The organism is Bradyrhizobium diazoefficiens, from assembly GCF_016612535.1.
Lineage (GTDB): Bacteria > Pseudomonadota > Alphaproteobacteria > Rhizobiales > Xanthobacteraceae > Bradyrhizobium > Bradyrhizobium diazoefficiens_C.
The window spans coordinates 2,169,812-2,195,413 of the sequence record NZ_JAENXS010000002.1; the positions used below are offsets into that span (position 1 = coordinate 2,169,812).

Below are 25,602 nucleotides of genomic sequence, written 5' to 3' on the forward strand. Positions count from 1 at the left end.
GTCAAGCGGCGGCCTCCGCGATCATCGTGACGGTCATGGTCTGATTGTGCAGTTCGCAGCGGCCGGAGGCCACGGGCGGTGCGATCTCGCCATAAGAGTAGAAGCCGATACGAACGACATCGTCGCCGAGTTCGGCGGCAACGGCGTCCAGCTCGTCCTGCGTGCGCTGCCCCATGATCTTGCGGCGGCCGGTGCAGCTCACCAGGATCGCGAGCTTGTCGCCGGCAATCCCATCGGAAAGCGCGTTGCGCGCCTGCCGGCCCGCCTCGCCTGCACCCGCAGCGAGGCTGTCGAAATTGGCACGCATCAATTGCGCCGTACACCCTTCCGGAATGTCGGCGGCAAACGTCAGCGTTCCGGCGCTGCGATCCACCGCAAAGACGGAGCGCACGATCTGCCGATCCGGCTCGGATTCGTCGTGAATGCGCAACGGAAACGCGAGGCCCGAACCAGGCATCGCCGCGGCCTCTTCCTCGCCGAGATAGCGCGTGTAGAGATCCAGTGGCGGCTTGCCGTCGAGCTCAACCACCACGGGCCCCTCCGATTTCGTAACCTTGCGCCGCGGGCCGAACACGTCCCAGCCAGCCGCGCAACCATGCGCGATGCGAAAGGAGGTTCCATAGAAGCCGATTGCCGCGACGCGGTTCGGCAAGGGCTCGCCATCGGCCCCGACCAATGTTTGCTCGAACCGGGTGCCATCGCCGGCCAAGCCGCCCGTGACTGGCAGATCCGGCCCGAGCACCTCGGTGATACCGGCGAGCAGCTCGGCACCGTTCACGCCCAACCCGTCGGACAGAACGAACAGCCCCGCCAGGTCCGCCGCCATCACCTGGCGAGCAAGACGCACGCCGCAAGCTCGCGACGCCTCGCGTGATTCAATGATTTCGTTCACCACCATCACCTGCGTTCGCGCGAAACGCAAGGCGACGGCAACCACTCCATCATCGCGGATGTCATCGCCGTGGATCTGGCCGCCGGTGCTGCAACCGATGACATGACTGTCAGGATAACGACCGCGCAGCTCGCGATAGCGCTCGCCACCGGTCAGCCCCTCGCGGCTGCCGAAATAAAGCACGAGTTGGGCTGGCTCGCGCAGGGCATTCGCTCCGCGCCAGCCATGGGCAGCATTCCAGTGAAGATATTGAATGTGCATCCCACGCGCTCTCTGCGATCCTTGAACCACAGATTGTGTCGCAGCGCATTGCGTCGTCGTTAATCGGACATCGGCTTCACCGCCGTTGGTTACCCCGGCATGAAGGATAAAGTCGACTAGCGGTATATTCTCCGTAAGACCCCGGAGAAGGGTCACGTGCTCGCGCAGCGCCTCCGTAGTCTACCGGATGCGCACGGCTTCTCCTGCGCGCATCGACGGCGCGGAAATATTCTGCAGTTTCGGAACCCGACCGGCTTCCGCAGCAATGCGAATGGCCGCGATATTGCCGGCATAGTCGACGCTGCGTTTGCCACGGAACACGGCGGAACCCGCCACCAGCGTATCGGCGCCCGCGGCAGCAACCGCGGCGGCATTATCGCGCGTGACGCCGCCATCGACTTCGAGCCGGATCGGCCGCTCGCCGATCATGGTTCGAATACGCGCGATCTTATCGAGCTGGGATTCGAGGAAGGACTGGCCGCCGAAGCCGGGATTGACCGTCATCACCAGCACGAGATCGACACGGTCGAGCACATAGTCGATCGCGCTCTCGGGCGTGACCGGGCACAGGCTGACACCGGCCTTCTTACCGAGCGCGCGGATCGCCTGAAGCGACCGATCGAGATGCGGACCGGCTTCGGCATGAACCGTGATGACGTCGGCGCCCGCCTTGGCAAACGCCTCAAGAAAGGGATCGGTCGGCGCTATCATCAGATGCACGTCGAAGACCTTCTTCGTCAGCGGACGGATCGCCTTGATGATATCGGCGCCAAAACTGATGTTCGGCACGAAGTGGCCGTCCATGACGTCGCAATGGATCCAGTCGGCGCCGGCCGCATCGATGGCCGCGATCTCCTCGCCGAGACACGCGAAGTCCGCTGCCAGGATCGAGGGCGCAATGACAATCTCGCTGCTCATGGCTTGGCACTCCGCACGTCGGCTCCGCCGCTGAAGACGCGGCTCGCGAGAACGTCAACCGGGTCGATGGTCTCGAGATCGGCGACGTCGAGCATTCGATCAAGATCGGACACCAGGCGATCGGCCTGTCGCAGGCGGATGCGGTCGACGGCGTTGCGGATCGAGCGCGCATTGGAGAAGAACGGCTGGGTCCGGCGTAACTCAATGTACTTCTCGAACGCCTCGCGCGCGGCGGCCGAGAACCGATAACCGCGCTCCCGGAGCATGAGCTCGGCGATGACGAGGAGCTCGTCTTGCGCATAGTCCGGGAATTCGATGTGGTGGGCGATCCGCGAGCGGAAGCCGGGATTGGAGGCGAAGAAGCTCGTCATGCGTTCGCCGTAGCCCGCCAGGATCACCACGAGGTCCTCGCGCTGGTTCTCCATCACCTGGAGCAGGATCTCGATCGCCTCTTGGCCATAGTCGCGCTCATTGTCTGGCCGGTGCAGATAATAGGCTTCATCGATGAACAGCACGCCGCCCATCGCTTTCTTCAGGATCTCTTTGGTCTTCGGGGCGGTGTGACCGATATACTGGCCGACGAGATCGTCGCGCGTCACCGAGATCACCTGCCCGCGCCGCACGAAGCCGAGGCCGTGCAGGATCTTGGCCATGCGCAACGCCACCGTGGTCTTGCCGGTGCCGGGATTACCGGTGAACGACATGTGCAGCGTCGGCGGCGCGGAGGCCAGCCCTGCGCGCTGCCGCATACGCTCGATCAGCAATAGTGACGCGATCTGGCGCACGCGGTTCTTGACTGGCCTGAGCCCAATCAATTCCTGCTCGAGCTGTTGCAACGTGTCGGTGATCCCTGCCGCTTCGGCTTCCTTGCGGAGATCGAAACTGGTCTCGTTGGGCTCGGTTGTGGTCGCGTGAGGAATGTCGAGCATCGGCACCTCGAAGAAAAGAGCTTCGCCGCGGGAGGAGCGGCGAAGCAGTGGTCCGCCAAGGATACGGAGCAGGGAGTGCTCCGCGCGGAGAGGAATGGCTATTGCGAAGCGTGAGCGGCCGGCTTCCGCACGGTGGTGTAGCGGATGGCGCGGCCGCCAACCTCCTGCCGCACCAGCTCGAACTCGGCCTCCTGCGGCGGGCGGTTGACGAGGAAGGAGATCCGCACCGACTCCCAGCCATGGCTGGAGTCGAAGCCGCTGATGCGGATGTAACTGTTGCCACAGACCCGACGGCACTCCGCTAGCTCCATCATCACGCCGGCGGCGTCCTGGAGATCGAACATCGGCAGGCCCCACATCTCCCAATAGGTGTTACGGGGATGCGGATCATCGGTGAACTCGATATTCACCGCCCAGCCGTTGGCGAGGCAGTACTGCACCTGCTTGGTGATCTGGTCGTCGGTCAAGTCAGGCAGGAACGAGAAGCAGCCCTGGGTCAGTTTCATGTTGCGTCTCCTCAAACGGTTTCCAGCGCGGTCGGCACAAAGTCCGGCGTATCGGTGGATTGATAGTTGAAGCTGACGTCCTTCCAGACCTCGAGCGCGGCCTTCAGCGGCGTGCAGGTCTCGGCCGCTCTCGCCAGGATCTCCGGGCCTTCATGGACGTAGTCGCGCCCCTCATTGCGGGCGAGGATCATCGCTTCCAGCGCCACGCGGTTGGCGATCGCGCCGGCCGCGATGCCCATGGGATGGCCGATGGTGCCACCGCCGAATTGCAGCACGACGTCCTCACCGAGCAGGTCGAGCAGCTGGTGCATCTGGCCGGCATGGATGCCGCCGGAGGCCACCGGCATCATCTTGTTGAGGCTCGCCCAATTCTGGTCGAAGAACAGGCCGTGCTCGAGCCTGGTCGGGTTGAAGTCTTCGCGGCAGACGTCGTAATAGCCGCGCGTGGTGTTGGGATCGCCTTCGAGCTTGCCGACCACCGTGCCGGCATGGATGTGGTCGACACCGGCAAGCCGCATCCATTTGGCGATGACGCGGAACGACACACCATGGCTCTTTTGCCGCGTATAGGTCGAGTGACCGGCGCGATGCAGATGCAGGATCATATCGTTGCGGCGCGCCCACTTGGCCATGGACTGGATTGCGGTGTAGCCGATCACGAGGTCGATCATGACGATGCACGAGCCGAGTTCCTTGGCGAACTCCGCGCGCTCGTACATGTCCTCCATCGTTCCCGCGGTGATGTTCAGGTAAGTGCCCTTGACCTCGCCGGAGGCGGCCTGGGCGCGGTTCACCGCCTCCATGCAATAGAGGAAGCGGTCGCGCCAATGCATGAATGGCTGTGAGTTGATGTTCTCGTCGTCCTTGGTGAAGTCGAGCCCGCCCTTGAGTGCCTCATAGACGACCCGGCCGTAGTTGCGGCCCGAGAGACCGAGCTTGGGTTTGACCGTGGCGCCGAGCAGCGGCCGGCCGAACTTGTCGAGCCGCTCGCGTTCGACCACGATGCCGGTCGCAGGCCCCTGGAACGTCTTCACATAGGCGACCGGGAAGCGCATGTCTTCCAGACGCAGCGCCTTCAGTGGCTTGAAGCCGAACACGTTGCCGATGATCGACGCCGAAAGGTTGGCGATCGAGCCCGGCTCGAACAGGTCGAGGTCATAGGCGATGTATGCGAAATAAGAGCCCGGCGTACCCGGCACCGGATCGACGCGATAGCACTTGGCGCGATATTTCTCCGCGGCGGTCAAGCGATCGGTCCACACTACGGTCCAGGTCGCAGTCGAGGATTCGCCGGCAACGGCCGCCGACGCCTCGATCGGGTCGACACCCTCCTGTGGCGTGACGCGAAACAGCGCAATGACGTCGGTGTCCTTCGGCGTGTACTCGGGCTCCCAATAGCCCATGCGCTTGTATTCCATCACACCCGAGCGATAGCGCTCCTTGCCGCGGACGGTTCCAGCATGTGCATTCATGGCTCTCTCCTGCTCTTCTCTCTGAATGATTAAGCCGCGACCGGCTCGCGGGTGCCGATGCCCGGATCGAGCTCGCCCGCGCGGTAGCGCCGCGCCATCTCGCTCATCGGAATCACCTTCATCTGGCTGGCGTGGCCCGCGGTACCGAATTGCTCGAAGCGGTCGCGGCAAAGCTCGCGCATCGCATCCATCGCGGGCTTGAGAAATTTGCGCGGGTCGAATTCGGAGCGCGCTTGAGTCGCGACCTTGCGGAACACCGCAGTCATCGCCAGGCGGCAGTCGGTGTCGATGTTGACCTTGCGCACGCCGCTGTTGATGCCGCGAACAATCTCCTCCACCGGCACGCCCCAGGTCTGCGGCATCTCGCCGCCATACTCGTTGAACATGTCCTGGAGCGGCTGCGGCACCGAGGACGAGCCGTGCATCACCAGATGCGTGTTCGGCAGCCGGCGATGAATCTCCTCGACCACCCGCATCGCCAGAATGTCGCCGTCCGGCTTGCGGCTGAACTTGTAGGCGCCGTGCGAGGTGCCCATGGCGACGGCGAGCGCATCGACCTTGGTGGCGCGGACGAAGTCGACGGCCTGATCGGGATCAGTGAGCAGTTGGTCGTGGCTGACCTTGCCCTCGACGCCGTGGCCATCCTCCTGCTCGCCGCCACCATGCTCGAGCGAACCGAGCACGCCGAGCTCGCCTTCGACGGAGGCGCCGACCCAATGGGCGAGATCGACGACACGGCGAGTGATCGCGACATTGTAGTCGTAATCGGCCGCGGTCTTGGCGTCCGCCTTGAGCGAGCCGTCCATCATCACCGAGGTGAAGCCATGGGCGATCGCGGAGGCGCAGGTCGCTTCGTCATTGCCGTGGTCCTGGTGCATGCAGAGCGGGATGTCCGGATAGGTTCGCTCCAGCGCGTCGATCATGTGCGAGAGCATGAGATCGCCGGCATAGCTGCGGGCGCCGCGCGAGGCCTGGATGATGACGGGCGCATCGACCTCGGCCGCCGCCTGCATGATCGCGATGCCCTGCTCCATGTTGTTGATGTTGAACGCCGGCACCGCGTAGCCGTGATTGGCGGCGTGATCGAGCAGTTGGCGAAGGGTGATACGGGCCACGACAAATCCTCCTGTTATTGCTTGCCTGCGCGGGCAATCGCCCGCCGAGCGGCTTCCGCGACGCTCTGCGGTGTGATGCCGAATTCGCGATAGAGCACTGGCGCGGGTGCCGAGGCACCGAAGCCGCGCATCCCGACGAACTCGCCCTCAGCACCGATCCAGCGATGCCAATCACCGGCGACGGCCGCCTCGATGCCCACGCGCGGCGCCGTGCCGAGAACCGCGGCGCGATAATCGTCCGGTTGCTCTGCGAACAGAGCGAAGCACGGCGCGGATACGACCGCGGCGCGGACATGCTCTGTTGCAAGCAGGCGCGCAGCTTCCAACGCGATCGAGACTTCTGAGCCGGTCGCCATCAGCGTTACGTCGCGTCCGCCATCGGGTGAAACAATCACATAGGCGCCGCGCGCGACCCGATTCCTGCCGCGGATATCGCTGCGGAAGGTCGGGAGCGCCTGCCGGGACAGGCACAGCACCGAGGGCCGATCCTTGGCTTCGAGCGCGCAGTCCCAGGCTTCCAGCGTCTCGACTGCGTCGGCTGGACGGAAGACCAGAAGGTTCGGAATGACGCGCAGTGCGGCAAGATGCTCGACCGGCTGGTGCGTCGGGCCATCCTCGCCGAGCCCGATGGAATCGTGGGTCATCACATGGACGACGCGAAGCCGCATCAAGGCAGCAAGGCGGATCGCCGGCCGGCTGTAATCGGAGAAGGCGAGGAATGTGCCGCCATAGGGAATGAAGCCGCCATGCAGCGCGAGGCCGTTCATCGCCGCCGCCATGCCGTGCTCGCGGATGCCGTAATGGATGTAGTCACCGGCGAACGCGTCGCGCCTGACGGGCGACTGCCCCTTGGCATGCGTCAGGTTCGAATGGGTCAGGTCGGCGGAGCCGCCGACAAATCCCGGGATGGTCCCTGCGATGCAGTCGAGCACCTGTTGCGAGGCTTGCCGCGTCGCGAGCTTCGGACGCTCGGTGGCAAAGCGCTCGCGCAATTTGGCCGAAGCCCGGGCATAGGCGTTCGGCAGGGCAACCGGGCTGCCCTCAACGAACAGATCGCGCTGCTCAGGCGTCGCGCATTCGTAGCGATCGAGCCAGGCGAGACGCTCGACCTGCCCGCGCTGGCCGATCATCCGCCACGCTTTCAGTATGGGAATCGGCACGACGAAGGGCTGATAGTCCCAGCCGAGCGTCCGACGCGCCGCCGCCGTCTGCTCGACGCCGAGCGGCGCGCCATGCGCCTTCTCGGTGCCCTGCCGGTCCGGCGCGCCATAACCGATGATGGTGCGGCAGGCGATCAGCGACGGTTTTGCGCTCTCGCGTTCTTCGGCGATCGCCTGCGCAGTCGCTTCGGGATCGTGTCCGTCGACGCGGCGTACCGACCAGCCGGAGGCGGCGAAACGCGCGCACTGGTCATCCGAGGTCGCAAGCGACGTTGGCCCGTCGATGGAGATGCCGTTGTCGTCGAACAGCACGATCAGGCGGCCAAGTCCAAGATGGCCGGCGAGCGAGATCGCCTCCTGGCTGATGCCTTCCATCAGGCAACCATCGCCGGCGATCACATAGGTGAAGTGATCGACGAGGCCGTCGCCATGCCGCGCGTTGGCCATGCGCTCGGCGAGCGCCATGCCGACGGCCGTCGCGATCCCCTGCCCCAGCGGTCCGGTCGTAGTCTCGACGCCCGGCGTGTGGCCATATTCAGGATGCCCCGGCGTTTTCGAGCCCCATTGCCGGAACGCCTTGATGTCGTCGAGGCTGACATCGCCGCCGGTCAGATACAGCAACGCGTAGAGCAGCATCGAGCCATGGCCTGCCGACAGGACAAAACGGTCGCGGTCCGGCCAGTTCGGGTGCGCGGAGTCGAACTTCAGGAAGCGCGAGAACAGCACGGTCGCGACGTCGGCCATACCCATCGGCAGGCCGGGATGACCGGACTGCGAGGTCTCGATGGCGTCGACTGCGAGGAAGCGGACGGCATTGGCGAGATCGTTGTGCGTGACGGCCGTGAGGTCGGCGTCGGCATGGACGGAGATGTTCATCGGATCCTCCCCTCGTTCACTTCAGATTTCGCTTGCGCTCGATCAGCTGCATGATCAGCGGCGTCAGGATCAGCTGCATCGCCAGATCGAGTTTCGCGCCGGGACACACAATGGAGTTCGCACGGGACATCCAGCTGTGCGGAAGCATCGAGAGCAGATAGGGAAAATCGATGCCGCGCGGATTCTTGAAGCGGATCACGACCATCGATTCGTCCGGCGTCGGGATCCAGCGGGCGATGAACGGATTCGAGGTGTCCACCGTCGGCACGCGCTGGAAGTTGATGTCGGTCTCGCTGAATTGCGGGCAGATGTAGTGGATGTAGTCCGGCATCCGCCGCAGAATGGTGTCGGTGACGGCCTCGGTCGAATAGCCGCGCGCGCTGCGGTCGCGGTGCAGCTTCTGGATCCATTCGAGATTGATGACGGGCACGACGCCGATCTTGAGGTCGGCATAGCGCGCGACATTCACTTTGTCGGTGACGACGGCGCCGTGCAGACCCTCGTAGAACATCAGGTCCGAATTCTCCGGCAGTCGCTCCCATTCGGTGAAGGTGCCGGGTGCTACGCCATGCAGCGCGGACTCCTCGGCGTCGTGAACGTAGTGCCGCGTCACCGCCGTGCCGGTCTCGCCGTAGTCGCGGAAGGCGCGCTCCAGCTCCTCGAACAGATTGGTCTCGGGGCTGAAATGGCTGAAATGCTTGTTGCCGCGCTCGGCCTCGTTCGCCATCTGCGTGCGCATCTCGACGCGATCGTAGCGATGGAAGGCGTCGCCCTCGATGTAGACGGCGTCGACGCGCTCGCGGAAGAAGATCTGCTCAAACGTCTTCTTGACCGAGGTGGTGCCGGCTCCGGAGGAGCCAGTGATCGAGATGATCGGATGCTTCCTGGACATGGGTTGCCTCCATCACAGCCGGAAGAAGCCGCGCCGCGCGAACAGCGGCGCAGAGACGCTGGCGACGAACAGCGGATCGCAGTGCAATTCCGCGACGCGCCGCACCTCGTTGCTCGATCCCATGACCAGCGGTACGCGCTGGTGCAGGCTGTCTGCGGCGAGGTCGAGGATGCGCTCGCGTCCGGTCGAGGCCGAGCCACCGGCCTGCTCGATGATCATCGCCATCGGGTGTGCCTCGTAAGTGAGCCGCAGACGGCCGTCGCCATAGCCGGGGCGTGCATCGGACGGATACAGGAACACGCCGCCGCGGGTGAGGATGCGATAGGTCTCCGCGACCAGCGAGCCGATCCACCGCATGTTGAAATTGTGATTGGCGGGCCCGTCGACGCCGGCGAGGCACTCGTCGATGAAGGCGCGCACCGGCGGATCCCAATGACGGCGGTTGGAGACGTTGATAGCGAATTCTTCGCAGGCCTCGGCGATCTGCACGGCGCCGCGCGCGAGACGGAAGCAGCCGGCCTTGCGGTCGAGCGTGAAGATGTCCACGCCCTCGCCGAGCGTCAGCACCAGCGAGGTCTGCGGCCCGTAGGTGACGAAGCCCGCCGCCAGCTGGGCCGAGCCGCGCTGATGGAAGGCGAGCGCGAGATCGTCCGGCGCGGGCAGGATCGAGAAGATCGTGCCGACGGTCATGTTGAGATCGATGTTGGAGGAGCCGTCGAGCGGATCGATCGCGACGCAGATCCTGGCTTCGCGGTCGCCGATCTGGGGCTCACGCATCTCCTCCGACGCCAGCGCCGCGATCGGCAGTTTGCTGAGGCAGCGGCGCAGGATCGCGTCCGCCTGCACGTCGAGATCGCGCTGGAGATCGCCATCGCTGTTACGGCCGGTGGTCAGGCCCGAGGCATCCGCGAAATCACCGGTGGCGATGAGGTCGGCGATCTCGATCGCCGCCGCCGCGATGGCGTCGACTGCGGCTGCAACCGCCAACGCACGCGGCGCCGTCTCGGAATAGCGTTGAAGGTGGTCGTCCAGCCTGAGTTGCCCGGTCATCTGCGTCCATCCCTTGTGGGTGCCGCATCCAGTTCCCTCCCGGCGGAGGCAGGTCGCGGTCATTCCCAGCACGAGGAGATTGACAGGGGCAGCTTAATAAGGAAAATTTCTATTCATAATGAGCGCCAAAGAATTTTCTTATAATGGCCCTAGCCATGCAGCGACCCAGCTCCGGCATCTGACGATCCGGCAGTTGCGCTCCCTTGCGGCGCTTTCGGCCAAGGGCAGCGTCACCGCGGCCTCGACCCAACTCGGGCTGACACAGCCGGCCGTGACCCAGCAGCTGCGGCAGCTTCAGGACCTCGCCGGCCTGCCGCTGGTGCAGCGGACCGGCGACGGCATGCTGCTGACGGAAGCGGGCAAGGAAGTGCTGTCGCTCGCCGAGCGCGTCGAAGCCGCGATCGCCGACTGCCAGGGCGCACTCGACCTGCTTGCGGGCAAGACCGGCGGCACGGTGCATCTCGGCGCGGTCTCGACTGCGAAATATTTCGTGCCGCATGCGATCGCGGCATTCTCCAAGCGCTCACCGAAGATCGAGATCAAGCTCACCGTCGGCAACCGCGAGGAGATCCGCGAGGCCATGCACGGCTACGAGCTCGATTTCGCCGTGATGGGTCGGCCACCGGCCGACGTCAGCGTCGACGTCCGTCAGCTCGGGCGCAATCCGCACATCATCGTCGCTCGCAAGGGGCACTGGCTGGAGAAGGATAGAGGTCTCAGCCTGACCGATCTCGTGCACGAGACCTTCCTCACCCGCGAGCCGGGATCCGGCACCCGCACGCTGATGGAGGGCATGTTCCAGAAGTCCGATCTCGAGCCGATCATCGGCATGGAGATGAGCAGCAACGAGACCATCAAGCAGGCGGTCATTGCAGGCCTCGGCGTCGCCTTCATCTCGGCCCACACAGTGGCGCATGAGCTCGCCGAGGGTCGCCTCATCGTGCTCGACGTCGCAGGGCTTCCCATTGTTCGGCAGTGGTACGTGATCCGCCGCAGCGACAAGGTGCTGCTGCCGCCGGCGCAGGCGATGTTCGATTTTCTCGGCTCGGAGGGAGCGAACTATCTGCCCGAGTTGCCCGAGTTCGGCGGGCGATAGCGCTGGCGTTCAGCCCATCAGCTTCATTGCGACCGTCGCCGCGAGGATGACGATGATCTGAAGCAGGCGTTCTGTCGTGAAGATGCGGTTGAAGGTGGTCATCGCGCGTCCCGGCCGTCGTGAAGGAGATCTGGGCAAGTTGCTAGCACGCGCGAGCCGCGGGGTAACTCCGTAGTCGTCACGGGTTCTGCTCGCCGACCTGAGCTCCCGGTTGCATCCTCGGGGATTCTGCGGTCCCATCGTCTGTCGTTCGCCCGTGAACATCGAGATGGTTAACGATCAGGCGGCGAGCGGTGAGGCGCAGTCGGCACGGCCGGCGAAATAGGCTTCCAGCTCCGACAGCGCGCGGGCTTCCCACTCGCTGGCCTGCTCCAGCAGTGACCAGCGCTGGCCCGGCCGAAACGCCGCGGTCTGGCGATAGAGCGATGCGATGCCGCGATAGCGGCGCACATTCTCAAAAATGGCGTGACCGTTGATCTGGCCGTTCATGTCGAAAACTCCCTCGTCATTCCCGCGGGAGAAATTGCGGCCAAATCTTTTTCGAAAAGTTAGCGGCGCCATCCGGCTGCGTGGATGGTTGCCGGACTGTTGCACGCGCGCAACGCGCCTCTCGCGCGCGGCACCTGTTTATTGCGAATTCGTAGCCGCCTTCTTGCCGGATGACTTCAACCCGCCGCGACTGGTGATCGTCATGGTCTCGCGGCAGAGATCGGCAAGGCCGATCACGAGCAGGGCGAGCAGGCAGAACAGGTTGACGGAATCCGCGCTCGCACTGGACAGCGTCGTGAACGCGAAGAAGGGCGGGATGAACGCCCACCATACCAGCGGAATGGTGAGCAGCGCGGCGAACATCGCCGCCGGTGCGCCCGCGACGATGCCGAGCACGAACAGGCTGGGCAGGAACGCCGCGAAATAGAGCTTTGCGCCGAGTGCGACACAGGCGCCCTGAAGCGCAGCCGACGCCGCGACGACGATAAATCCGAGCAGAAACGCCTGCCATGACCATGGCCGTACTCGCGGTACGCCATGCAGTCCCGCACGCCTCATAGGCCCTCCCTGCCGCCATTAACCAGGCCGCTTGCGACCAAAGTACTACAGCCGCAGGGAAACCGCGAGGTGCAAATTGCATCACCCAGGCCGCCTCATCCAAGGCTTGGTAAACGGGCCACGGCGCACAATCGTACCGCTATTCGGTCGTCGCATAGAGCAGGCTGGCTATGGGCAGCGCAAGGCCGATGGCCGAGGCCAGCGTCCAGCCGCCTTGCACGAACGCCCAGGCGCCGAGCGCGGATCCGGCGGCGCCGGCCGTGAAGAACGTCGCCATATAGAGGCCGTTGAGGCGGCTGCGGTGCGCGTGCCCGAGCACGAAGATGGCGCGAAAGCCCAGCACGACATTGCCCTGCACACCGAAATCGATGGCGATCGCGGCCACGACGAGACAGGCGAGGTTGAGCATCGATCCGGCCGCGCCGACATGCGTCGCCAGGAAGCCCAGGGCGACGAACAGCATCGCGGCGATCGTGGCGATGCGGCTGTGGCCGCGATCGGCGAGCCTGCCTGCGATCGGTGCCGAAAGCACGCCGGACACGCCGGCGAGCGCGAACAGCGCAATGCCGCGCTGGGTGAAGTCGAATTGGCTGGCGAGCTGGAGCGGCACCACCGTCCAGAACAGGGTGAAGGCGCCGAACAGGCCGGCCTGGTAGAGCGCGCGCCGCCGCAGCAGCAGGGTGGTGCGCACCAGATGCGGCATCGACATCAACAGCGCACCGTAATGCATGCGTGCGACCGGCTTGCGCTTCGGCAGCGTGATGCGCAGCACGATCGCGAGCGCGATCATCAACGCCGCCGAGCAGAAGAACACCGCATGCCACGACAGCGCCGCGGTGACGAAGCTCGACGCCGGCCGCGCCAGCATGATGCCGAGCATCAATCCGGTCGAGACGTTGCCGACGACGCGGCCACGAATCGCTTCCGGCGCCAGATGGGCCGCATAGGGAATGATGATCTGAACTGCGACCGAGCCGAGGCCGATGAACAGCGCCGCGACCAGGAACGGCAGCGCATGGGTTGCGAACGCAGCGGCAAGCAGCGCCGCGGCGCCGAGCGTGATCACGGTGCAGATCAGCATGCGGTTCTCGACGAGATCGCCGAGCGGCACGATGAACAGCAATCCCGTACCATAGCCGATCTGCGTCATGGTCACGATCAGGCCCGCGGCCGCATGCGACAGGCCGAGCGCGGCGCTGATCGGCGCGATCAGCGGCTGGGCATAGTAGATGTTGGCGGCGACCATGCCACAGGCCGCGGCAAGCACGAAGGTCAGTCGTTGCGACACCGCATCGCTCTCGGGCGCGGCCTCGATCGTGGCATTCATCGTCATCCCAGACTCTCCGACACTGCCGAAATCTTCGGCACTTGCAAAATCTTCGTCACTTCAAGGTCTCCAGATATAGGAAACAATCATTTCCTAATTTGACAACAATTCAGGCAAGCAGCTTCATCGCGACGCCGACCAGGCGCTCGCCGTCGAGCGGCAGCCGCGCCTTGCCGACGACGCGCAGACCCTGCGTGATGCAGATCATCAGCCGCGCGGTGTCGTCGGCCTCGACATGGCGGGGGATCGAGCCGTCCGCCTGCCCCTCGCGAATGAGGCCGGCGATGAAGCTTTCGTTGGTCTTGAGCTGCGCCGTGACACGCGCGCGGATGACCGGATCGACCGCCGACAGCTCGACAGCGCTGCCGACCACGATGCAGCCGCGCCGCCCTTCTGCGCCTTGCGAGTGCTCGACATAGGACAGCAGCACGTTGCGCAGCTTTTCAGCGCCATTCGCACCTCGCGCCGCAGCGCACCGGGTCTGCTCCCGGCGCACCGTTACGTAGCGCTCGAAGGCGGCGACGAATACGGCATGCTTGTCGCGAAACGCCTTGTAGACGCTGCCGGTGGCAAGCCGCATCGCAGCGGTGAGGTCTCCGATCGAGGTGGCATGATAGCCGCGCTCGCAAAACACCCGCACCGCCCCGTCGAGGGCGGTGTCCATGTCGAACTCCCGGGGACGGCCGGGTGGCTGGGGGGCAGGCAGGGATTGGCGGACGGCTTTTTGCATTGCGGAATAATAGGGAATGATCGTTTCCGAATAAAGACACTTGGTTGTGATTGGGGGCGGGCGGTTTGCAACGACGTCGCTGCCAGACCCGTCATCCCCGCGCAATGGCGAAGCCATTGTCGCTGGAGGTGTGAGCGATGGGGCGCGGAGCGTCCCATCGGGAGCCTCGAAGGATGCACGGCCCCGCTGGAGCCGGGCCGTCGCCCTTCGAGGGCCGCTGAAGAAGCGGCCACCTCAGGGTGACGGGGATGGATGAGCGCTCTCGGCTTTGACTCCGTCATTGCGAGCGCAGCGAAGCAATCCAGAATCCCTCCGCGGAAAGACGCTGGATGCTTCGCTGCGTTCGCAATGACGGAGCAAGGGGCAACATCGCATCCTCCAGTGCACATTCAAATCGCAGTTGGTAGGCCTCGCAGATACACCTTCGCATCCTCGCGGCCCATTCCGGACGCCCTGTAAGCGCGGAACTTTCGTTGCCAATCTGCAACGGTTCCCGACGATCTAATACCGGCCAAAAGAAACGCCCATTGCGGCCACGAACCCTGCTCACAACGCCGTGAGACAAGCAGGGGAACGACGATGCGTGCACAACGCGTTTGGAACGTGAATGGAGCCGCCAGCATCGGGCAGCTTCAGTCCAGATTGGACGATTTGAACAAGCGGCTCAGCCAACTCGAGAGCCAGCATCCGGAGAGCTGGAAGATCGACGAGCTGAAATCGAGCGCGCTCAGCCTGTCGCGGGAGATCGACGACATCCGCTGCGCCGAGGCGACGGCTGCGTTGCGGGACTTGCTGCGCAAATAAGTCTGCGGCCGGCGCGGCGTGGTTGGGATCAGCCGAGCGCCTATCGTTTGTGCACAATCCAGCCACATCTTGAACGTTTATTCCGAGCCGCCACATCTCCCGGAACGCGCGCGCGGCCTCGCGCGCGAGCCAGGAAGCTGACTGCAGAATCATGGCCGCACATCGCAGAAATTGACCAAGCCATGAGCAATTCTGCATCGGCCAGCCCTGAACGCCAAATCGTCGTTCTCGTCTATCCGGACATCATGGCGATGGACGTCTGCGGGCCGATGGAAGCCTTCGCCATGGCGAATGCGCTGGCCGGTCGCGTCCTGTACCGCCTGTCCGTCACCGCCGTCACGACCGATCCGATCACGACATCGCTGGGGTTTTCTATCGTCCCCAACTCCGCACTCACCGATCTCGACGGGCCGATCGACACGCTTCTGGTCGCGGGCGGATATGGCCACGTCGCCGCGCTGCGTGACCCAGCCCTGATCGGGTGGCTGCGCGAAGCCGCGCCCCGGGCGCGACGGTATGGCTCGATCTGCACCGGGGCTTTTCCGCTCGCGGCGTCCGGCCTTCTCGACGGCAAGCGCGCGACCACGCACTGGGCGCTTGCGCTGTCTTTCGCGCAGAGTTTTCCGTCGACGACGCTCGAGATCGACAGCATCTTCGTGCGCGACGGCCAGACCTACACGTCCGCGGGCATCACGGCCGGGATCGATCTCGCGCTCGCCTTGATCGAGGAAGATCACGGGCGGACGTTTGCGCTGCGCGTGGCCCGCAGCCTGGTGGTGTTCCTCAAGCGCCCGGGCGGGCAGTCGCAATTCTCGACGCATCTTCAGGCGCAGTTCAGCGCGGTTCCCGCCCTTCGCAAGGCGCAGGAATGGGCGCTGGCTCACCTCGCTGACGACCTCAGCGCCGAGGCGCTTGCGGCCCATGTCGGGATGAGCGAGCGGAATTTTCGCCGGCTGTTCGTCGACGAACTGCACGAGACACCACGCGAATATGTCGAGCGGATCCGCCTCGACGAGGCCCGCCGCCAGATCGAGGATACCGACCTTCCCGCCCAGACTGTCGCAAAACGATGCGGCTTCGGCACCGTGCACAGCCTGCGGCGTGCCTTCGTCCGTCAGCTCGGCGTGACGCCGCAATGGTATCGCGCGCAGTTCCAGAAGAACGAAGCGGCAAGCGACGGCACCTAAACTTCCGGTTGCAATCTTTGGCCGGATTTATTCGTTCTTTGGCCAAGACTGCACACGCGGCGCGATGGCCGGCGCGCGCATTTCGATGTTTAATCGCGACATTGCCCGCCGCACGTCGCGGCGTCGAAAGGAGCGCATACCAGATGCGCACCAATGAAATTGTAAATCTATTTCCGGACAATGATTTTCACGCCGTGCCGGCGGTTCTGGACCATCTCTCGGCCGGCGTGGCCTTGCTCGATCGCAGGCTCCACGTCCAGTTTGCCAACAAGGCCTTCCGGGCCATGACGAATGACGGCGCGCTGGCGCTGCGCGGCCGGACGCTTTCAAGCACATGGCCAGCCTCGGCACGGCAATTCGATCGCATGACCCGTTCTGCCTTGCTTGGTGCGCCCGGCGGCACGATGGCCATTCCCCATCCGGGCGACGGGCGCCTCATCACCATTCTGGTGACGCCGGCGCACGGCCGCGCGCTCGACGGCTTCGGAGATCTCGGGGATCGCGAGAGCGCGGCGATCATCTTCATGCTCGACCCGGCCCGGCCAACGGCGCTGCCGCCGCAATGGATCATGGACGCCTACAAGCTGACCAGGGCGGAGGCGCAGGTGGCGCTGCAGGCTTCGCTCGGCCACTCCGTGTCCACCATCGCCGTCCGGCTCGAGATTTCACCGAACACGGTGAAGACCCATCTGCGCCGCGTCTTCGCCAAGACCGGCGTCCGTGGCCAGGCCGAGCTGGTGGGCCTGCTCTCGGCGCTGCGCTCCGTGCGCGGAGACGGTTGCGGGGCCTGAGGCAGGGCCATCGCGCCGATCGTTGCGGCGATTCGACAGGCCTCAGGGAACCAACGCCCGCGCGCGCCATTGCCATGAAGAGCATGGAGCAAAATCATGACCAGGCACCTGACGCGAGCCCATTTCGCGCGCGGTGTGGCCGGCGCTGTTTCCACGCTGGTCCTGTGCGCAACGATGGCCTTCACCATCGCGCGCCACTTCGCGCTGTGAGGAAACATTCCCATGATGTCCGACCCCGAGGAGTCGGTGCGGCTGCAAGGTTTCGGTGAGATGACGTTGCGCACTGCGATCGCAACGGTGATGTTGCTTGCCCCGCGCGAACGCGCGGAGGCCGCGATTTTTCGCGTGCGTGACGACGTGCGCCTCGCCGCGAGCGAGATCGCTGAGCTCGCCGCGGACTGGGGCATTACGCCGATGGCCGAGATCAGGTCTCCAAGGCTCGTCCCGGAGCAGCACTGGCCGGAGATTGTTCGCGGCATGGTGCGCGAGGCGCCGCTGCCGTCGCTGATGGTGGCGTTTTTGCTGGGCGTGCTGGTGACGCGGCGGTAGCGTACGGTCACCTGAGCCAAGTGGTAGGCGAGCATGTAGACGCGGACCAGACTAGCGTCTTCCCCGGATATGATATATATAGACGATATCATATATCAAGGGACAGTCGCAATGCGGACCTTAGTCGATCTTGGCGACAACCAAATTCAGGCGCTGGACGAGTTGTCCAAGAAGGAAAAGCGTTCGCGCGCCGCGCTCATTCGTCAGGCGATCGACGACTATCTTGCGAAGCGGCAGGGCAAGAACGAAGGCGATGCGTTTGGTCTCTGGGGTAAACGCAAAGTAGATGGCCTGGAGTACCAGGCGAAAGCGCGTCGCGAATGGTGAAGGCGCTATTCGACACCAACATCCTCGTCGACTACCTCAATGCCGTTCCCGAAGCCCGCACGGAGCTTCGGCGCTACAGGGAAAAAGCCGTCAGCATCATTACGTGGATGGAGGTCATGGTAGGTGCCGTTCCCGATCTCGAAGCTGCGACGCGCAACTTTCTGAACGGATTCGATGTCATCGCCGTCGATGAACACGTCGCAGAACGTGCCGTCGGTCTTCGTCGAAACCATCGGATCAAATTGCCGGATGCCGTGATCTGGGCAACAGCGCAGGTGCATTCCATGCTGCTCGTGACGCGCAACACCAGGGATTTTCCGGATGACGATCCGGGTGTCAGGGCGCCTTACAAGCTGTAGAGCTGCGATCGAGAAACGGGCTAGAGCCATGCCGGAGGCACAGCCCGCCCTGCCCGGCTAAATCGGCCGTGGACCCGCCCCCAAAATCGTTGCAATAAGGCGTTCCGAGGCGCTGGCGGCCGGTCCGCCAAGCCTCTGGAAAACGTCGACTTTTGGAAGAATGGTCGGAGTGGCAGGATTCGAACCTGCGACCCCTGCGTCCCGAACGTTGGGGGCTTTCCGGAAGATCGTGTAACTACAGGGATTTCCATTTCGTCTGGCCCGCAATGATCCCAGTCTGTTCACGCCATTTCGGTGGTTGATCGGTGGTTGGGTTGGTCCAGGCAGTCTCGTCCGGCACGCCCAGAAGCGATTAGAAGCCCACCCATTCGTTCTCTCTTCGTTCATGCGCCGGATAGCCCCAAACCAGGAAATCGATCCTAGGGCCTCCTAACGCGATCTGAAGGCCATCCAAAAAAGATGGACACCGTGAGCCCCGAACAGCGCAGCCGAAACATGGCTGCCATCAAGGGAAAGAACACGAAGCCGGAGCTGGCGGTGCGTCGTTTCCTTCACGCCCATGGTCTCCGATATCGGCTGCACGCTGCCCAGCTACCGGGGAAGCCGGATATGGTCTTCCCGCGGAGAAGCGCGATTGTCTTTGTGCATGGCTGCTTCTGGCATCGCTGTCCCCACTGCCGAGTAGGTGCTCGCTCAGTCCGATCGAACACCGGCTACTGGTCCGAGAAGATCAAGCGTAACCAGGCGCGTGATGCTGTGGCGCTCAAGGTTCTGCGATCGGCCGGATGGAAAGTCTTCGTGGTCTGGGAATGCCAAGTCGCTGACCACAGTCGCCTCAGGCGTCTCGCTAAGGCGCTCAAGGCCCTGCCTCAAGACTAGTCGGTGTCCCGCGGATCCGACTTCACCGCCTCAGGACCGGGCTTGTCGTAGTCGGAATCCTTCTCCAGCGCCTGGATCGGCATCTTCTTTTTGCGCCCTTTCGCCGTGGTCTTCTCGACGACGGCAGCTTTGGCCAGCGCTGGCCATACCCCCTTCATCCGCCGCGACAGGCTGGCGAGAAACCCGGCCTCCGCGTCGATGTTTGAGACCGCCGCTTCCGGTGCGACTTCCAAAGCCCAATACGAAAACGATGGAGCGTCCGTGCCAATGGTGCGGTTCACAATGATGGGCGACGGCGTCGTTGCCGATGCCGCATCGGGATCAAAAACGAAGATCCAGGCAGGACACTCGGCGGACCGGGTCTGACCGGGCTTCAAGAGGCTGAACGTGCCGTCAGGTTCAGCGATCACCTGCGGGTTTCCAAGGTGCCGGTCCCAGCTGTCCCAGACGGACTTAGGGATCGCAAGAATGCACCCTGCGCAGCGGCCGTGTTGACCCAACTGGAACTTGAACATCATCTGGTAGAACGTGCGCTTGAACACGTTCGCGATGTTCGGCCCCTCAATCCCGTCAGACAACCAGCCCTGGTTCTTCTGTAGCGTGTCGGCGAACGTGCTCTTGTGCAGCCTGAGTCCGTCCTTCAGGTTTCGCACCGCGTGCTGGTAGGAGCCGTGGAAGTCGGTCGTCTGGATCTCCAGGATGCCAAAGCGCCCGATCTCTGGAACACCCTCCTGGAGCGTTATTTCGATGATCGTGACGTCGAAAGCGAACTCGGGGGACTTGTCGGTCGCTGGGATCGACAGCTCCCCTCCCATCTTCTCGTCGAAGTAAGTGAAGACGGGCTGCCCAGCCTCAAGACGCTGATGGATGTCGCTTCGCACCTCCTCCTTCACGAGATTGACCGCCGGAGTGACGAACGGGTCTACCTGGTCAGGGAGGCCGAACAGGCGCCGCACGGCGCCATTAACGATCTCAGGACTGAGCGCACGGTACGGACAGACAAGCCAGTCTTGGCGCACACCATTGCTGGGACAGCTGACAGAGCAGACGCCCCTCGACCTGACATTCTTGATGCAGACACGGTCCTCCCCAGTCGCCTGGCTGAGGAAGGGGCACCGCTCCGAGTTCTGATCGGCGATCGCCTGTGCTGACGAAACCACCGACGGATACACGCGGTGACCGAACCACTCACTGACAAAATTCCCCGCGTCCGACTTGCTCTTGGCCATTCCTACTCCGCCGCGAGCTGGAACAGGTCGGTCGGGATCTGGTATCGGGACTTGACAGGTGGCTGCTGCACTGGCCCTCGACGCCGCAGCATCTCGCGGATTTCGAGGCCGACAGCTCGCGCAAGCAGCGGTGGCACGGCGTTCCCTACCTGGTCGTACTGAGCTGAGTAACCGCCCTCGAATACAAACCAGTCGGGGAAGCTCTGAATGCGTGACGCCTCGCGGATGCTGATGGTTCGGTCCTGCTCTGGGTGGATGTACTCGCCTGATTTCGGGTCGCGGAACCGTGTGATGATGGATCGAGCAATCCCCTCCCAGCGCATGCGCCGAAACCGCCTTGTGTGGTCCTTCCGGAGTGCACGCTGCATGCTCGGCGGCAGCAGTTCGCGTGGCAGGTCACGCCAGTCCTGACCGGGTTTCAGCGCCCTGATGCGCGCCAAGTTCTGATCGGAGAGCCGCGGTGCATAGTGGTTCGCAAGCGACTGGGGCGCGGACCGCCGCATCGCTTCCTGGTACAGGCTCTGCGGTGCTCGGGAATATCTGGTTTCGATTTCACCAGCTTGGACGCGAGGCAGATCAGCAAGTGCTTCGCGGATGGTCACAAACCCGGCGGAGTCCTCCGGGGAGATCGTGTTGTTCGGATACAGGTCACCAATGCCGGACCTCCCGTGCGTGGGCTGCGGGAAACCGCCGCGCTTCCCAAGATCATTGCGCCAGCCGATAAAGAACATGCGCCACCGCATTTGCGGCACGCCGTACTGAGCGGCAAGAAGCTCGGCGCAATCGATCGAGTAGCCAGCATCGCGGAAAGCACCACCGATCTGACGAAGGACCGCGCCGTCCGCCAGCGTCGCGAGACCTGGCACGTTCTCGATTACCACGCACTTGGGCCGCAGCTCCTCCGCCAGCCGCAGGAACTCCCGAAAGAGGCCGTTCCGAACGTCCCAGATTTCGCGCTGACCTATGATGCTGAAGCCTTGGCAGGGCGGCCCGCCGATCAGCAAGTCCAATTCGCCGCGCTTGAGGCCGGCACCGCGGAGTATATCGCGCCCGCTTAGCTGCTCGACGGACGCCTCGGCGAATGGGATGTCAGGAAAGTTGCGGCGATGAGTGACGGCGCAGGTCTGATCGCGGTCCGAACAGAACACGATGTCGAAGCCCGCGTTCAGAAGGCCAAGAGTGATGCCACCCGCACCTGAAAATAGATCGACGGCGGTCGGCTTCGACTTGATGCGGATTTGCTCGGGCTTTCGCAATAGGTAGGGGTTCATGGCTTGCGCTCTGGCGGGGCGGAGCTTTGAAACATCTCGCGCTGCAACTGAAACTTTTCGCGGTCAAGATGCTCGCGTATAAGGCGAACGATCAGGGTCGACTTCTTGAAGCCCTGGCTCCGGCAATAGGCGTCGAAGCGCTCGGCCTCTTCCTCTGGGATCAAAACGTGAACACGAGCAGAATTTGACATTCGGAGCCATCAGTCAAGCCCACCGATTTCGTTCGTCATCATGTGCACTGTGGGGCAGAAATGTAAACGACTGGTCACGGCTGTGCACAGATGCACACTTCTGCATCAGTGAACGCCTCGTTGAGGTATACCCCTGCGAGACGTCTGACTGAGACGAAAGTTATGTCTCAATAGGATTGATTTCGGACTTCTGAGACGTCAATCTCATGACTCTAGATCCTACTGAGACAAAAGGGAGCTGACGGTGACTGTGATTGGCTACGCCAGGGTGAGCACGACGGACCAGAACTTGGAGCTGCAAGAGGCCGCACTTCGAGCTGCAGGTTGCGACCTGATCCGATCGGAGAAGCGCAGCGGCACCTCTACAACAGGACGCGACGAACTGCGCACCATCCTGGATTTCCTGCGAGCCGGTGACGTCCTGATGGTCACACGGATCGACCGGCTCGCGAGGAGCATCGGCGATCTCCAGGACATCGTCCGCACCGTGAAGGCGCGCGGCGCCTCGCTGAAAGCTACAGAGCAGCCGATCGACACCAGCACCGCGGCAGGCAAAGCCTTCCTCGACATGCTCGGCGTGTTCGCAGAGTTCGAGACCAACCTGCGGAAGGAGCGGCAGCTTGAAGGGATCGCCGATGCGAAGGCTCGCGGCGTGTACAAAGGGCGGAAGGCGTCGATGGACGCCGCCAAGATCAAGGAGCTGAAGGCAAGCGGCATGGGACCAACTGCGATCGCCAAGGCTCTCAAGATCGGTCGCGCTTCCGTGTACCGCGCACTGGAGGACTGACAACCTGCTGGCTATGACGCTGCTGTTCGCCGGCCTGGCTCGCCATGGCGAAGATGTCTGTGGAAGAAGCTGAGAACAAACAGCGAGCAACGTTCCTCCTCCGTTCGACCAGACCGCCTCGCGCCGCGCGGGCTCTACGGCGGTCGGAAGCACTAGCCACAGGCGCGCAGTAACTGGCAAACAAGCTGAGAATGCCTGGTTGTTCGGCCACACGAGTAACCGACGCTCAGCGCGTGGGGAAAAGCAGGACGAGGCGGCCGATCTCCCTCCCCGGCGTGGACTCTGGCAGTCCGACGCCGCACCATCGCGGGACCATTTTTTTATTGAACAGGCCCCCCGGTGCGAGAGACGACCCCACACTACGATTTCGTAAAAGACGAATTTCGGCCCAAAGCTCCCGGTCGAGTTCTGACACCAAACACCAACCTCAAAGTTCAAGGCAGCAAACGAGCAGGTTCCGAAGAAGGAACACCGCTCGCCGCCCTGTTCCTGCGCAGTTTCCGCGAACTCCAGGACATTCAGCGCCACCTGCGGCGTGATGGTCTGTCTTATACGGTTGTGGAGATGCAGTGATGCCGGTGGAAGAATCCTCGGAGTTGATCGCGGACTGTGTGCACACCACAGAGGAGGGCTTCAAGAACTGGACCACGAAGCGCCGCATCGGAAGGCGGAAGGTGTCCCGCAGCATCCCGGGAAGGGCTGTCCGCGCCCTAGAAGCTGCATGGCATTTTTCCAGGGCTATCGCCAAGCCGATGAACCGGTTCGTCACGATCCGACCATCCGACATCGACGAGTGCACGCCGGTGGAGCGGATCGAGATCTGGCAGCGGTGGAGAAACCGACTGGCCCAATTCGCCCGGGACAACGGCTTTCCATTCACAAGCATCTGGACGAGGGAATCGGAGCCTGACACCGGCCGGAAGGAACACCTGCACTTGCTGATGCACGTTCCCCGGAAGCGGCTGGCGCAATTCGACGAGTTGATGGCGGCGTGGGATGGCGGAACGGAGCAGATCCTGAACGAGCCGGCCGACTATGGAACGAAGGTCACCGACACCGGACGATACAAGAACGTGTTCAACTACCTGACCAAGAACAGCCCCCAGGCCGCGTACAAGCGGAAGCGATACTTCCGCAGCGGTGGTCCCATCCTCGGGAAACGGTTCGGCACGACCGCGAACATCGGCGGCAAGGCCCGCGCGGTGGCGGAGGTCCGCGGTGGTCTCAGGCGTGATCTGGGACTGGCGCCCGCGTCCGCCGCGAGCACAACTTACGCATCCCATAAAAGGGGAATTTCAATTTACGACGGCAATTCCGGCAAAACACCTGTATTCACGACAGAAATGTCCCCTTCGAAAATCCCCGGTAATTCGAATTACCCCTCGAAAACTGAAAAGGCCGCCTGATGCAAGGCCCCGACGCGCCACAGTTTGATCGGCAGAGCCAGATGCCGATCTTCACCGAGAACGATCTAGTCCGCATGATCCATGCGGACACCCCGTTACGTCTCGACGATGCAGTTAAGTTCGGCTTTCCACACGGTGGCATGACCGTCTCAGGTCTCCGCCGCGAGATCGCCCGTGGTCGCTTGACCGCAGAGCTGATCGCCGGAAAATTGTTCACGACCCTCAGAGCTATCCAACAGATGCGAGAGCTATGCCGCGTACAAGCAAAGGACCACGACTCTGGAAACGCCCATCCCGTCGGAAAGACGGCAAGCTCATCGCGTCAGCGGTCTGGATCATCAAGGACGGTGGCAAGCATATCGCCACGGGATGCGTTGCAAGCCCAGGTGACACAGCTCCGCCAAAAGAAGCGCAGCAGGCGCTGAGCGAGTACATCGCGACCAAGTACCGGCCGGAACGCCGTCACCGCGACATCGAGGATATCGATTGCGCCGACGTGCTGGCGATCTACCTTGCCGATCGCGGCGAGGCGGTCAGCGAGAACGATGATCTGGCAGCCCGGATCGAACGCCTCAACCAGTTTTGGGGCGGGAAGATGCTCGCCGACGTCAACTCAAGTTCCTGCGCTGCTTACGTGCAGCATCGTGGCAGAGCCGGTGGTGCACGCCGTGACCTGGAGGCCTTTCGAGCGGCGATCAATCACCACGCCAAGGAAGGCCTTCATCGTGGCGTAGTACGGGTGAGCTTGCCTTCAAAGGGTGAGCGCCGTGACCGCTGGCTGGAGCGCCAGGAGGCTGCCGCGCTGATCTGGCACTGTTGGCGATACCGAGAAAAGCAGACGGTTCACGCCGGACAGAACAAGGGTTCGCTGGTCCACACTGACCGCAGGCCGCTACGCCACATAGCCAGGTTCATCCTGATCGGCCTCTACACAGGCACGCGGGCCGGCGCCATCGCCACGGCCTCTCCGGACCGAGAGGAAGGCATGTCGTTCGTCGACCTGGAGCGCGGGATCTTCTATCGCAAGGCTATTGGCAAGAAGGCGACGAAGAAGCGCCAGACGCCAGCGCCGATCCCGCCCCGACTGTTGGCCCACATGCGCCGCTGGAAGCGCCGACAGCTCATCGCCAAGTGCTTCGTCGAGTATAACGGGAAGCCGATCAGCTCCGTCAAGAAGGGGTTCGCGAGCGCCGTGCGCCTCGCCGGACTGCCAGGGAAGGTCAGCCCTCACACCCTCCGCCACACGGCTGCAACATGGCTGATGCAGCGCGGAGCCGCCCTCTGGGAAGCTGCTGGGTTCTTAGGGATGTCCGTCGAGGTTTTGCAGGAGAACTACGGGCATCATCATCCCGACTACATGCAGGGAGCAGCGACCGCGATCACAGCTAAAGCCCGGACCATTCCGGTGGTTGAAACGGTGGTCAGCCTTGAAAGCATCCGGGAAAGAAGGCAAAAAGCCTAATGAAATCTTGGTCGGAGTGGCAGGATTCGAACCTGCGACCCCTGCGTCCCGAACGCAGTGAGCATCTTCTAAGTTATTGATCTTTCTCG

The 25,602-nt window shown here is 63.4% G+C and carries 27 protein-coding genes; 12 read left to right on the plus strand and 15 right to left on the minus strand.

The window, feature by feature from the left end:
• Position 1: 1 nt before the first annotated feature.
• The 9 genes from JJE66_RS27065 to JJE66_RS27105 all read right to left on the minus strand — a co-directional run bounded on the left by JJE66_RS27065 (position 2) and on the right by JJE66_RS27105 (position 10,071).
• Positions 2 to 1,153 carry an FIST signal transduction protein gene (locus JJE66_RS27065; protein WP_200517501.1) on the minus strand — a complete coding sequence of 384 codons (1,152 nt, stop codon included), beginning with the start codon at positions 1,151 to 1,153 and terminating at the stop codon, positions 2 to 4.
• A gap of 180 nt (positions 1,154 to 1,333) precedes the next feature.
• Positions 1,334 to 2,071: a ribulose-phosphate 3-epimerase gene (gene rpe / locus JJE66_RS27070; protein ID WP_200517502.1), complete on the minus strand. Its 738-nt coding sequence runs from the start codon at positions 2,069 to 2,071 to the stop codon at positions 1,334 to 1,336.
• Complete coding sequence (cbbX, locus tag JJE66_RS27075; RefSeq protein ID WP_200517503.1) at positions 2,068 to 3,000, minus strand: CbbX protein; 933 nt, start codon at positions 2,998 to 3,000, stop codon at positions 2,068 to 2,070. Before cbbX ends, rpe begins: the two co-directional genes overlap by 4 nt.
• A gap of 98 nt (positions 3,001 to 3,098) precedes the next feature.
• A complete protein-coding gene (locus JJE66_RS27080) occupies positions 3,099 to 3,506 on the minus strand; it encodes a ribulose bisphosphate carboxylase small subunit (RefSeq protein WP_200517504.1) in 408 nt (135 codons plus the stop codon).
• Between the two features lie 11 nt (positions 3,507 to 3,517).
• The gene (locus JJE66_RS27085; protein ID WP_200517505.1) at positions 3,518 to 4,978 is read right to left on the minus strand and encodes a form I ribulose bisphosphate carboxylase large subunit; all 1,461 of its coding nucleotides are present in this window, start codon (positions 4,976 to 4,978) and stop codon (positions 3,518 to 3,520) included.
• A 29-nt stretch (positions 4,979 to 5,007) separates the two neighbouring features.
• Positions 5,008 to 6,093 (minus strand): class II fructose-bisphosphate aldolase, encoded by a 1,086-nt coding sequence (gene fba / locus JJE66_RS27090; RefSeq protein WP_200517506.1) that lies wholly within the window; start codon positions 6,091 to 6,093, stop codon positions 5,008 to 5,010.
• Between the two features lie 14 nt (positions 6,094 to 6,107).
• A complete protein-coding gene (gene tkt / locus JJE66_RS27095) occupies positions 6,108 to 8,129 on the minus strand; it encodes a transketolase (RefSeq protein ID WP_200517507.1) in 2,022 nt (673 codons plus the stop codon).
• Positions 8,130 to 8,145: 16 nt separating this feature from the next.
• Positions 8,146 to 9,021, minus strand: a complete 876-nt coding sequence (locus tag JJE66_RS27100) for a phosphoribulokinase (RefSeq protein ID WP_200517508.1) — start codon at positions 9,019 to 9,021, stop codon at positions 8,146 to 8,148.
• Positions 9,022 to 9,033: 12 nt separating this feature from the next.
• A complete protein-coding gene (locus tag JJE66_RS27105; protein WP_200517509.1) occupies positions 9,034 to 10,071 on the minus strand; it encodes a class 1 fructose-bisphosphatase in 1,038 nt (345 codons plus the stop codon).
• A gap of 118 nt (positions 10,072 to 10,189) precedes the next feature.
• Here JJE66_RS27105 and JJE66_RS27110 point away from each other — a divergent pair, with 118 nt between their 5' ends.
• Complete coding sequence (locus tag JJE66_RS27110; protein ID WP_200517510.1) at positions 10,190 to 11,167, plus strand: LysR family transcriptional regulator; 978 nt, start codon at positions 10,190 to 10,192, stop codon at positions 11,165 to 11,167.
• 279 nt (positions 11,168 to 11,446) lie between these two features.
• Here the strand turns inward: JJE66_RS27110 and JJE66_RS27115 are convergent, their stop codons facing one another.
• The 4 genes from JJE66_RS27115 to JJE66_RS27130 all read right to left on the minus strand — a co-directional run bounded on the left by JJE66_RS27115 (position 11,447) and on the right by JJE66_RS27130 (position 14,205).
• The gene (locus JJE66_RS27115) at positions 11,447 to 11,656 is read right to left on the minus strand and encodes a hypothetical protein (protein ID WP_200517511.1); all 210 of its coding nucleotides are present in this window, start codon (positions 11,654 to 11,656) and stop codon (positions 11,447 to 11,449) included.
• A 138-nt stretch (positions 11,657 to 11,794) separates the two neighbouring features.
• Complete coding sequence (locus tag JJE66_RS27120) at positions 11,795 to 12,214, minus strand: DUF4118 domain-containing protein (RefSeq protein WP_200517512.1); 420 nt, start codon at positions 12,212 to 12,214, stop codon at positions 11,795 to 11,797.
• A 139-nt stretch (positions 12,215 to 12,353) separates the two neighbouring features.
• Complete coding sequence (locus JJE66_RS27125; RefSeq protein WP_200517513.1) at positions 12,354 to 13,547, minus strand: MFS transporter; 1,194 nt, start codon at positions 13,545 to 13,547, stop codon at positions 12,354 to 12,356.
• Positions 13,548 to 13,650: 103 nt separating this feature from the next.
• Positions 13,651 to 14,205: a TetR/AcrR family transcriptional regulator gene (locus tag JJE66_RS27130; RefSeq protein ID WP_246756539.1), complete on the minus strand. Its 555-nt coding sequence runs from the start codon at positions 14,203 to 14,205 to the stop codon at positions 13,651 to 13,653.
• Positions 14,206 to 14,850: 645 nt separating this feature from the next.
• Between JJE66_RS27130 and JJE66_RS27135 the strand changes: the two genes are divergently transcribed.
• The 7 genes from JJE66_RS27135 (at position 14,851) to JJE66_RS27165 (ending at position 19,167) form a co-directional block, all read left to right on the plus strand.
• Complete coding sequence (locus tag JJE66_RS27135; RefSeq protein ID WP_200517515.1) at positions 14,851 to 15,075, plus strand: hypothetical protein; 225 nt, start codon at positions 14,851 to 14,853, stop codon at positions 15,073 to 15,075.
• Between the two features lie 182 nt (positions 15,076 to 15,257).
• A complete protein-coding gene (locus tag JJE66_RS27140; protein WP_200517516.1) occupies positions 15,258 to 16,262 on the plus strand; it encodes a GlxA family transcriptional regulator in 1,005 nt (334 codons plus the stop codon).
• Positions 16,263 to 16,405: 143 nt separating this feature from the next.
• Positions 16,406 to 17,053 carry a PAS and helix-turn-helix domain-containing protein gene (locus JJE66_RS27145; RefSeq protein WP_200517517.1) on the plus strand — a complete coding sequence of 216 codons (648 nt, stop codon included), beginning with the start codon at positions 16,406 to 16,408 and terminating at the stop codon, positions 17,051 to 17,053.
• A gap of 222 nt (positions 17,054 to 17,275) precedes the next feature.
• Positions 17,276 to 17,602, plus strand: a complete 327-nt coding sequence (locus tag JJE66_RS27150; RefSeq protein WP_200517518.1) for a hypothetical protein — start codon at positions 17,276 to 17,278, stop codon at positions 17,600 to 17,602.
• Between the two features lie 111 nt (positions 17,603 to 17,713).
• Positions 17,714 to 17,929, plus strand: a complete 216-nt coding sequence (locus tag JJE66_RS27155; protein ID WP_200517519.1) for a CopG family transcriptional regulator — start codon at positions 17,714 to 17,716, stop codon at positions 17,927 to 17,929.
• Positions 17,923 to 18,288, plus strand: a complete 366-nt coding sequence (locus JJE66_RS27160) for a type II toxin-antitoxin system VapC family toxin (protein ID WP_200517520.1) — start codon at positions 17,923 to 17,925, stop codon at positions 18,286 to 18,288. The genes JJE66_RS27155 and JJE66_RS27160 overlap by 7 nt, the downstream gene beginning before the upstream one ends.
• A gap of 459 nt (positions 18,289 to 18,747) precedes the next feature.
• A complete protein-coding gene (locus JJE66_RS27165) occupies positions 18,748 to 19,167 on the plus strand; it encodes a very short patch repair endonuclease (RefSeq protein WP_200517521.1) in 420 nt (139 codons plus the stop codon).
• On the opposite strand, the gene JJE66_RS27170 is transcribed toward JJE66_RS27165, so the two are convergent.
• Both JJE66_RS27170 and JJE66_RS27175 read right to left on the minus strand, forming a co-directional pair.
• Positions 19,164 to 20,396 carry a hypothetical protein gene (locus JJE66_RS27170; RefSeq protein WP_200517522.1) on the minus strand — a complete coding sequence of 411 codons (1,233 nt, stop codon included), beginning with the start codon at positions 20,394 to 20,396 and terminating at the stop codon, positions 19,164 to 19,166. The genes JJE66_RS27165 and JJE66_RS27170 overlap by 4 nt on opposite strands.
• A 2-nt stretch (positions 20,397 to 20,398) precedes the next feature.
• Positions 20,399 to 21,667, minus strand: coding sequence for a DNA cytosine methyltransferase (locus JJE66_RS27175; RefSeq protein ID WP_200517523.1), 1,269 nt, complete (start codon positions 21,665 to 21,667; stop codon positions 20,399 to 20,401).
• A 435-nt stretch (positions 21,668 to 22,102) separates the two neighbouring features.
• Here JJE66_RS27175 and JJE66_RS27180 point away from each other — a divergent pair, with 435 nt between their 5' ends.
• The 4 genes from JJE66_RS27180 (at position 22,103) to JJE66_RS27195 (ending at position 25,513) form a co-directional block, all read left to right on the plus strand.
• Positions 22,103 to 22,645, plus strand: coding sequence for a recombinase family protein (locus JJE66_RS27180; protein WP_200517524.1), 543 nt, complete (start codon positions 22,103 to 22,105; stop codon positions 22,643 to 22,645).
• 339 nt (positions 22,646 to 22,984) lie between these two features.
• Positions 22,985 to 23,218, plus strand: a complete 234-nt coding sequence (locus JJE66_RS27185) for a hypothetical protein (protein ID WP_200517525.1) — start codon at positions 22,985 to 22,987, stop codon at positions 23,216 to 23,218.
• Positions 23,218 to 24,051, plus strand: coding sequence for a hypothetical protein (locus JJE66_RS27190; protein WP_200517526.1), 834 nt, complete (start codon positions 23,218 to 23,220; stop codon positions 24,049 to 24,051). Before JJE66_RS27185 ends, JJE66_RS27190 begins: the two co-directional genes overlap by 1 nt.
• 250 nt (positions 24,052 to 24,301) lie before the next feature.
• Entirely contained in the window at positions 24,302 to 25,513 is a 1,212-nt protein-coding gene (locus JJE66_RS27195; RefSeq protein WP_200517527.1) for a site-specific integrase, read from the plus strand.
• Positions 25,514 to 25,602: the final 89 nt, after the last annotated feature.

Bases quoted from the DNA above. Each gene is read 5' to 3' on its own strand.
- JJE66_RS27190 (WP_200517526.1), top strand. From the start codon at position 23,218: ATGCCGGTGGAAGAATCCTCGGAGTTGATCGCGGACTGTGTGCACACC.
- JJE66_RS27085 (WP_200517505.1), bottom strand. From the start codon at position 4,978: ATGAATGCACATGCTGGAACCGTCCGCGGCAAGGAGCGCTATCGCTCG.
- JJE66_RS27140 (WP_200517516.1), top strand. From the start codon at position 15,258: ATGAGCAATTCTGCATCGGCCAGCCCTGAACGCCAAATCGTCGTTCTC.
- JJE66_RS27120 (WP_200517512.1), bottom strand. From the start codon at position 12,214: ATGAGGCGTGCGGGACTGCATGGCGTACCGCGAGTACGGCCATGGTCA.
- JJE66_RS27195 (WP_200517527.1), top strand. From the start codon at position 24,302: ATGCCGCGTACAAGCAAAGGACCACGACTCTGGAAACGCCCATCCCGT.
- JJE66_RS27100 (WP_200517508.1), bottom strand. From the start codon at position 9,021: ATGTCCAGGAAGCATCCGATCATCTCGATCACTGGCTCCTCCGGAGCC.
- JJE66_RS27150 (WP_200517518.1), top strand. From the start codon at position 17,276: ATGATGTCCGACCCCGAGGAGTCGGTGCGGCTGCAAGGTTTCGGTGAG.
- JJE66_RS27125 (WP_200517513.1), bottom strand. From the start codon at position 13,547: ATGACGATGAATGCCACGATCGAGGCCGCGCCCGAGAGCGATGCGGTG.
- JJE66_RS27175 (WP_200517523.1), bottom strand. From the start codon at position 21,667: ATGAACCCCTACCTATTGCGAAAGCCCGAGCAAATCCGCATCAAGTCG.
- JJE66_RS27080 (WP_200517504.1), bottom strand. From the start codon at position 3,506: ATGAAACTGACCCAGGGCTGCTTCTCGTTCCTGCCTGACTTGACCGAC.
- JJE66_RS27135 (WP_200517515.1), top strand. From the start codon at position 14,851: ATGCGTGCACAACGCGTTTGGAACGTGAATGGAGCCGCCAGCATCGGG.
- JJE66_RS27145 (WP_200517517.1), top strand. From the start codon at position 16,406: ATGCGCACCAATGAAATTGTAAATCTATTTCCGGACAATGATTTTCAC.
- tkt (WP_200517507.1), bottom strand. From the start codon at position 8,129: ATGAACATCTCCGTCCATGCCGACGCCGACCTCACGGCCGTCACGCAC.
- JJE66_RS27165 (WP_200517521.1), top strand. From the start codon at position 18,748: ATGGACACCGTGAGCCCCGAACAGCGCAGCCGAAACATGGCTGCCATC.
- cbbX (WP_200517503.1), bottom strand. From the start codon at position 3,000: ATGCTCGACATTCCTCACGCGACCACAACCGAGCCCAACGAGACCAGT.
- JJE66_RS27170 (WP_200517522.1), bottom strand. From the start codon at position 20,396: ATGGCCAAGAGCAAGTCGGACGCGGGGAATTTTGTCAGTGAGTGGTTC.
- JJE66_RS27105 (WP_200517509.1), bottom strand. From the start codon at position 10,071: ATGACCGGGCAACTCAGGCTGGACGACCACCTTCAACGCTATTCCGAG.
- JJE66_RS27110 (WP_200517510.1), top strand. From the start codon at position 10,190: ATGAGCGCCAAAGAATTTTCTTATAATGGCCCTAGCCATGCAGCGACC.
- JJE66_RS27065 (WP_200517501.1), bottom strand. From the start codon at position 1,153: ATGCACATTCAATATCTTCACTGGAATGCTGCCCATGGCTGGCGCGGA.
- rpe (WP_200517502.1), bottom strand. From the start codon at position 2,071: ATGAGCAGCGAGATTGTCATTGCGCCCTCGATCCTGGCAGCGGACTTC.
- JJE66_RS27160 (WP_200517520.1), top strand. From the start codon at position 17,923: ATGGTGAAGGCGCTATTCGACACCAACATCCTCGTCGACTACCTCAAT.
- JJE66_RS27115 (WP_200517511.1), bottom strand. From the start codon at position 11,656: ATGAACGGCCAGATCAACGGTCACGCCATTTTTGAGAATGTGCGCCGC.
- JJE66_RS27155 (WP_200517519.1), top strand. From the start codon at position 17,714: ATGCGGACCTTAGTCGATCTTGGCGACAACCAAATTCAGGCGCTGGAC.
- JJE66_RS27130 (WP_246756539.1), bottom strand. From the start codon at position 14,205: ATGGACACCGCCCTCGACGGGGCGGTGCGGGTGTTTTGCGAGCGCGGC.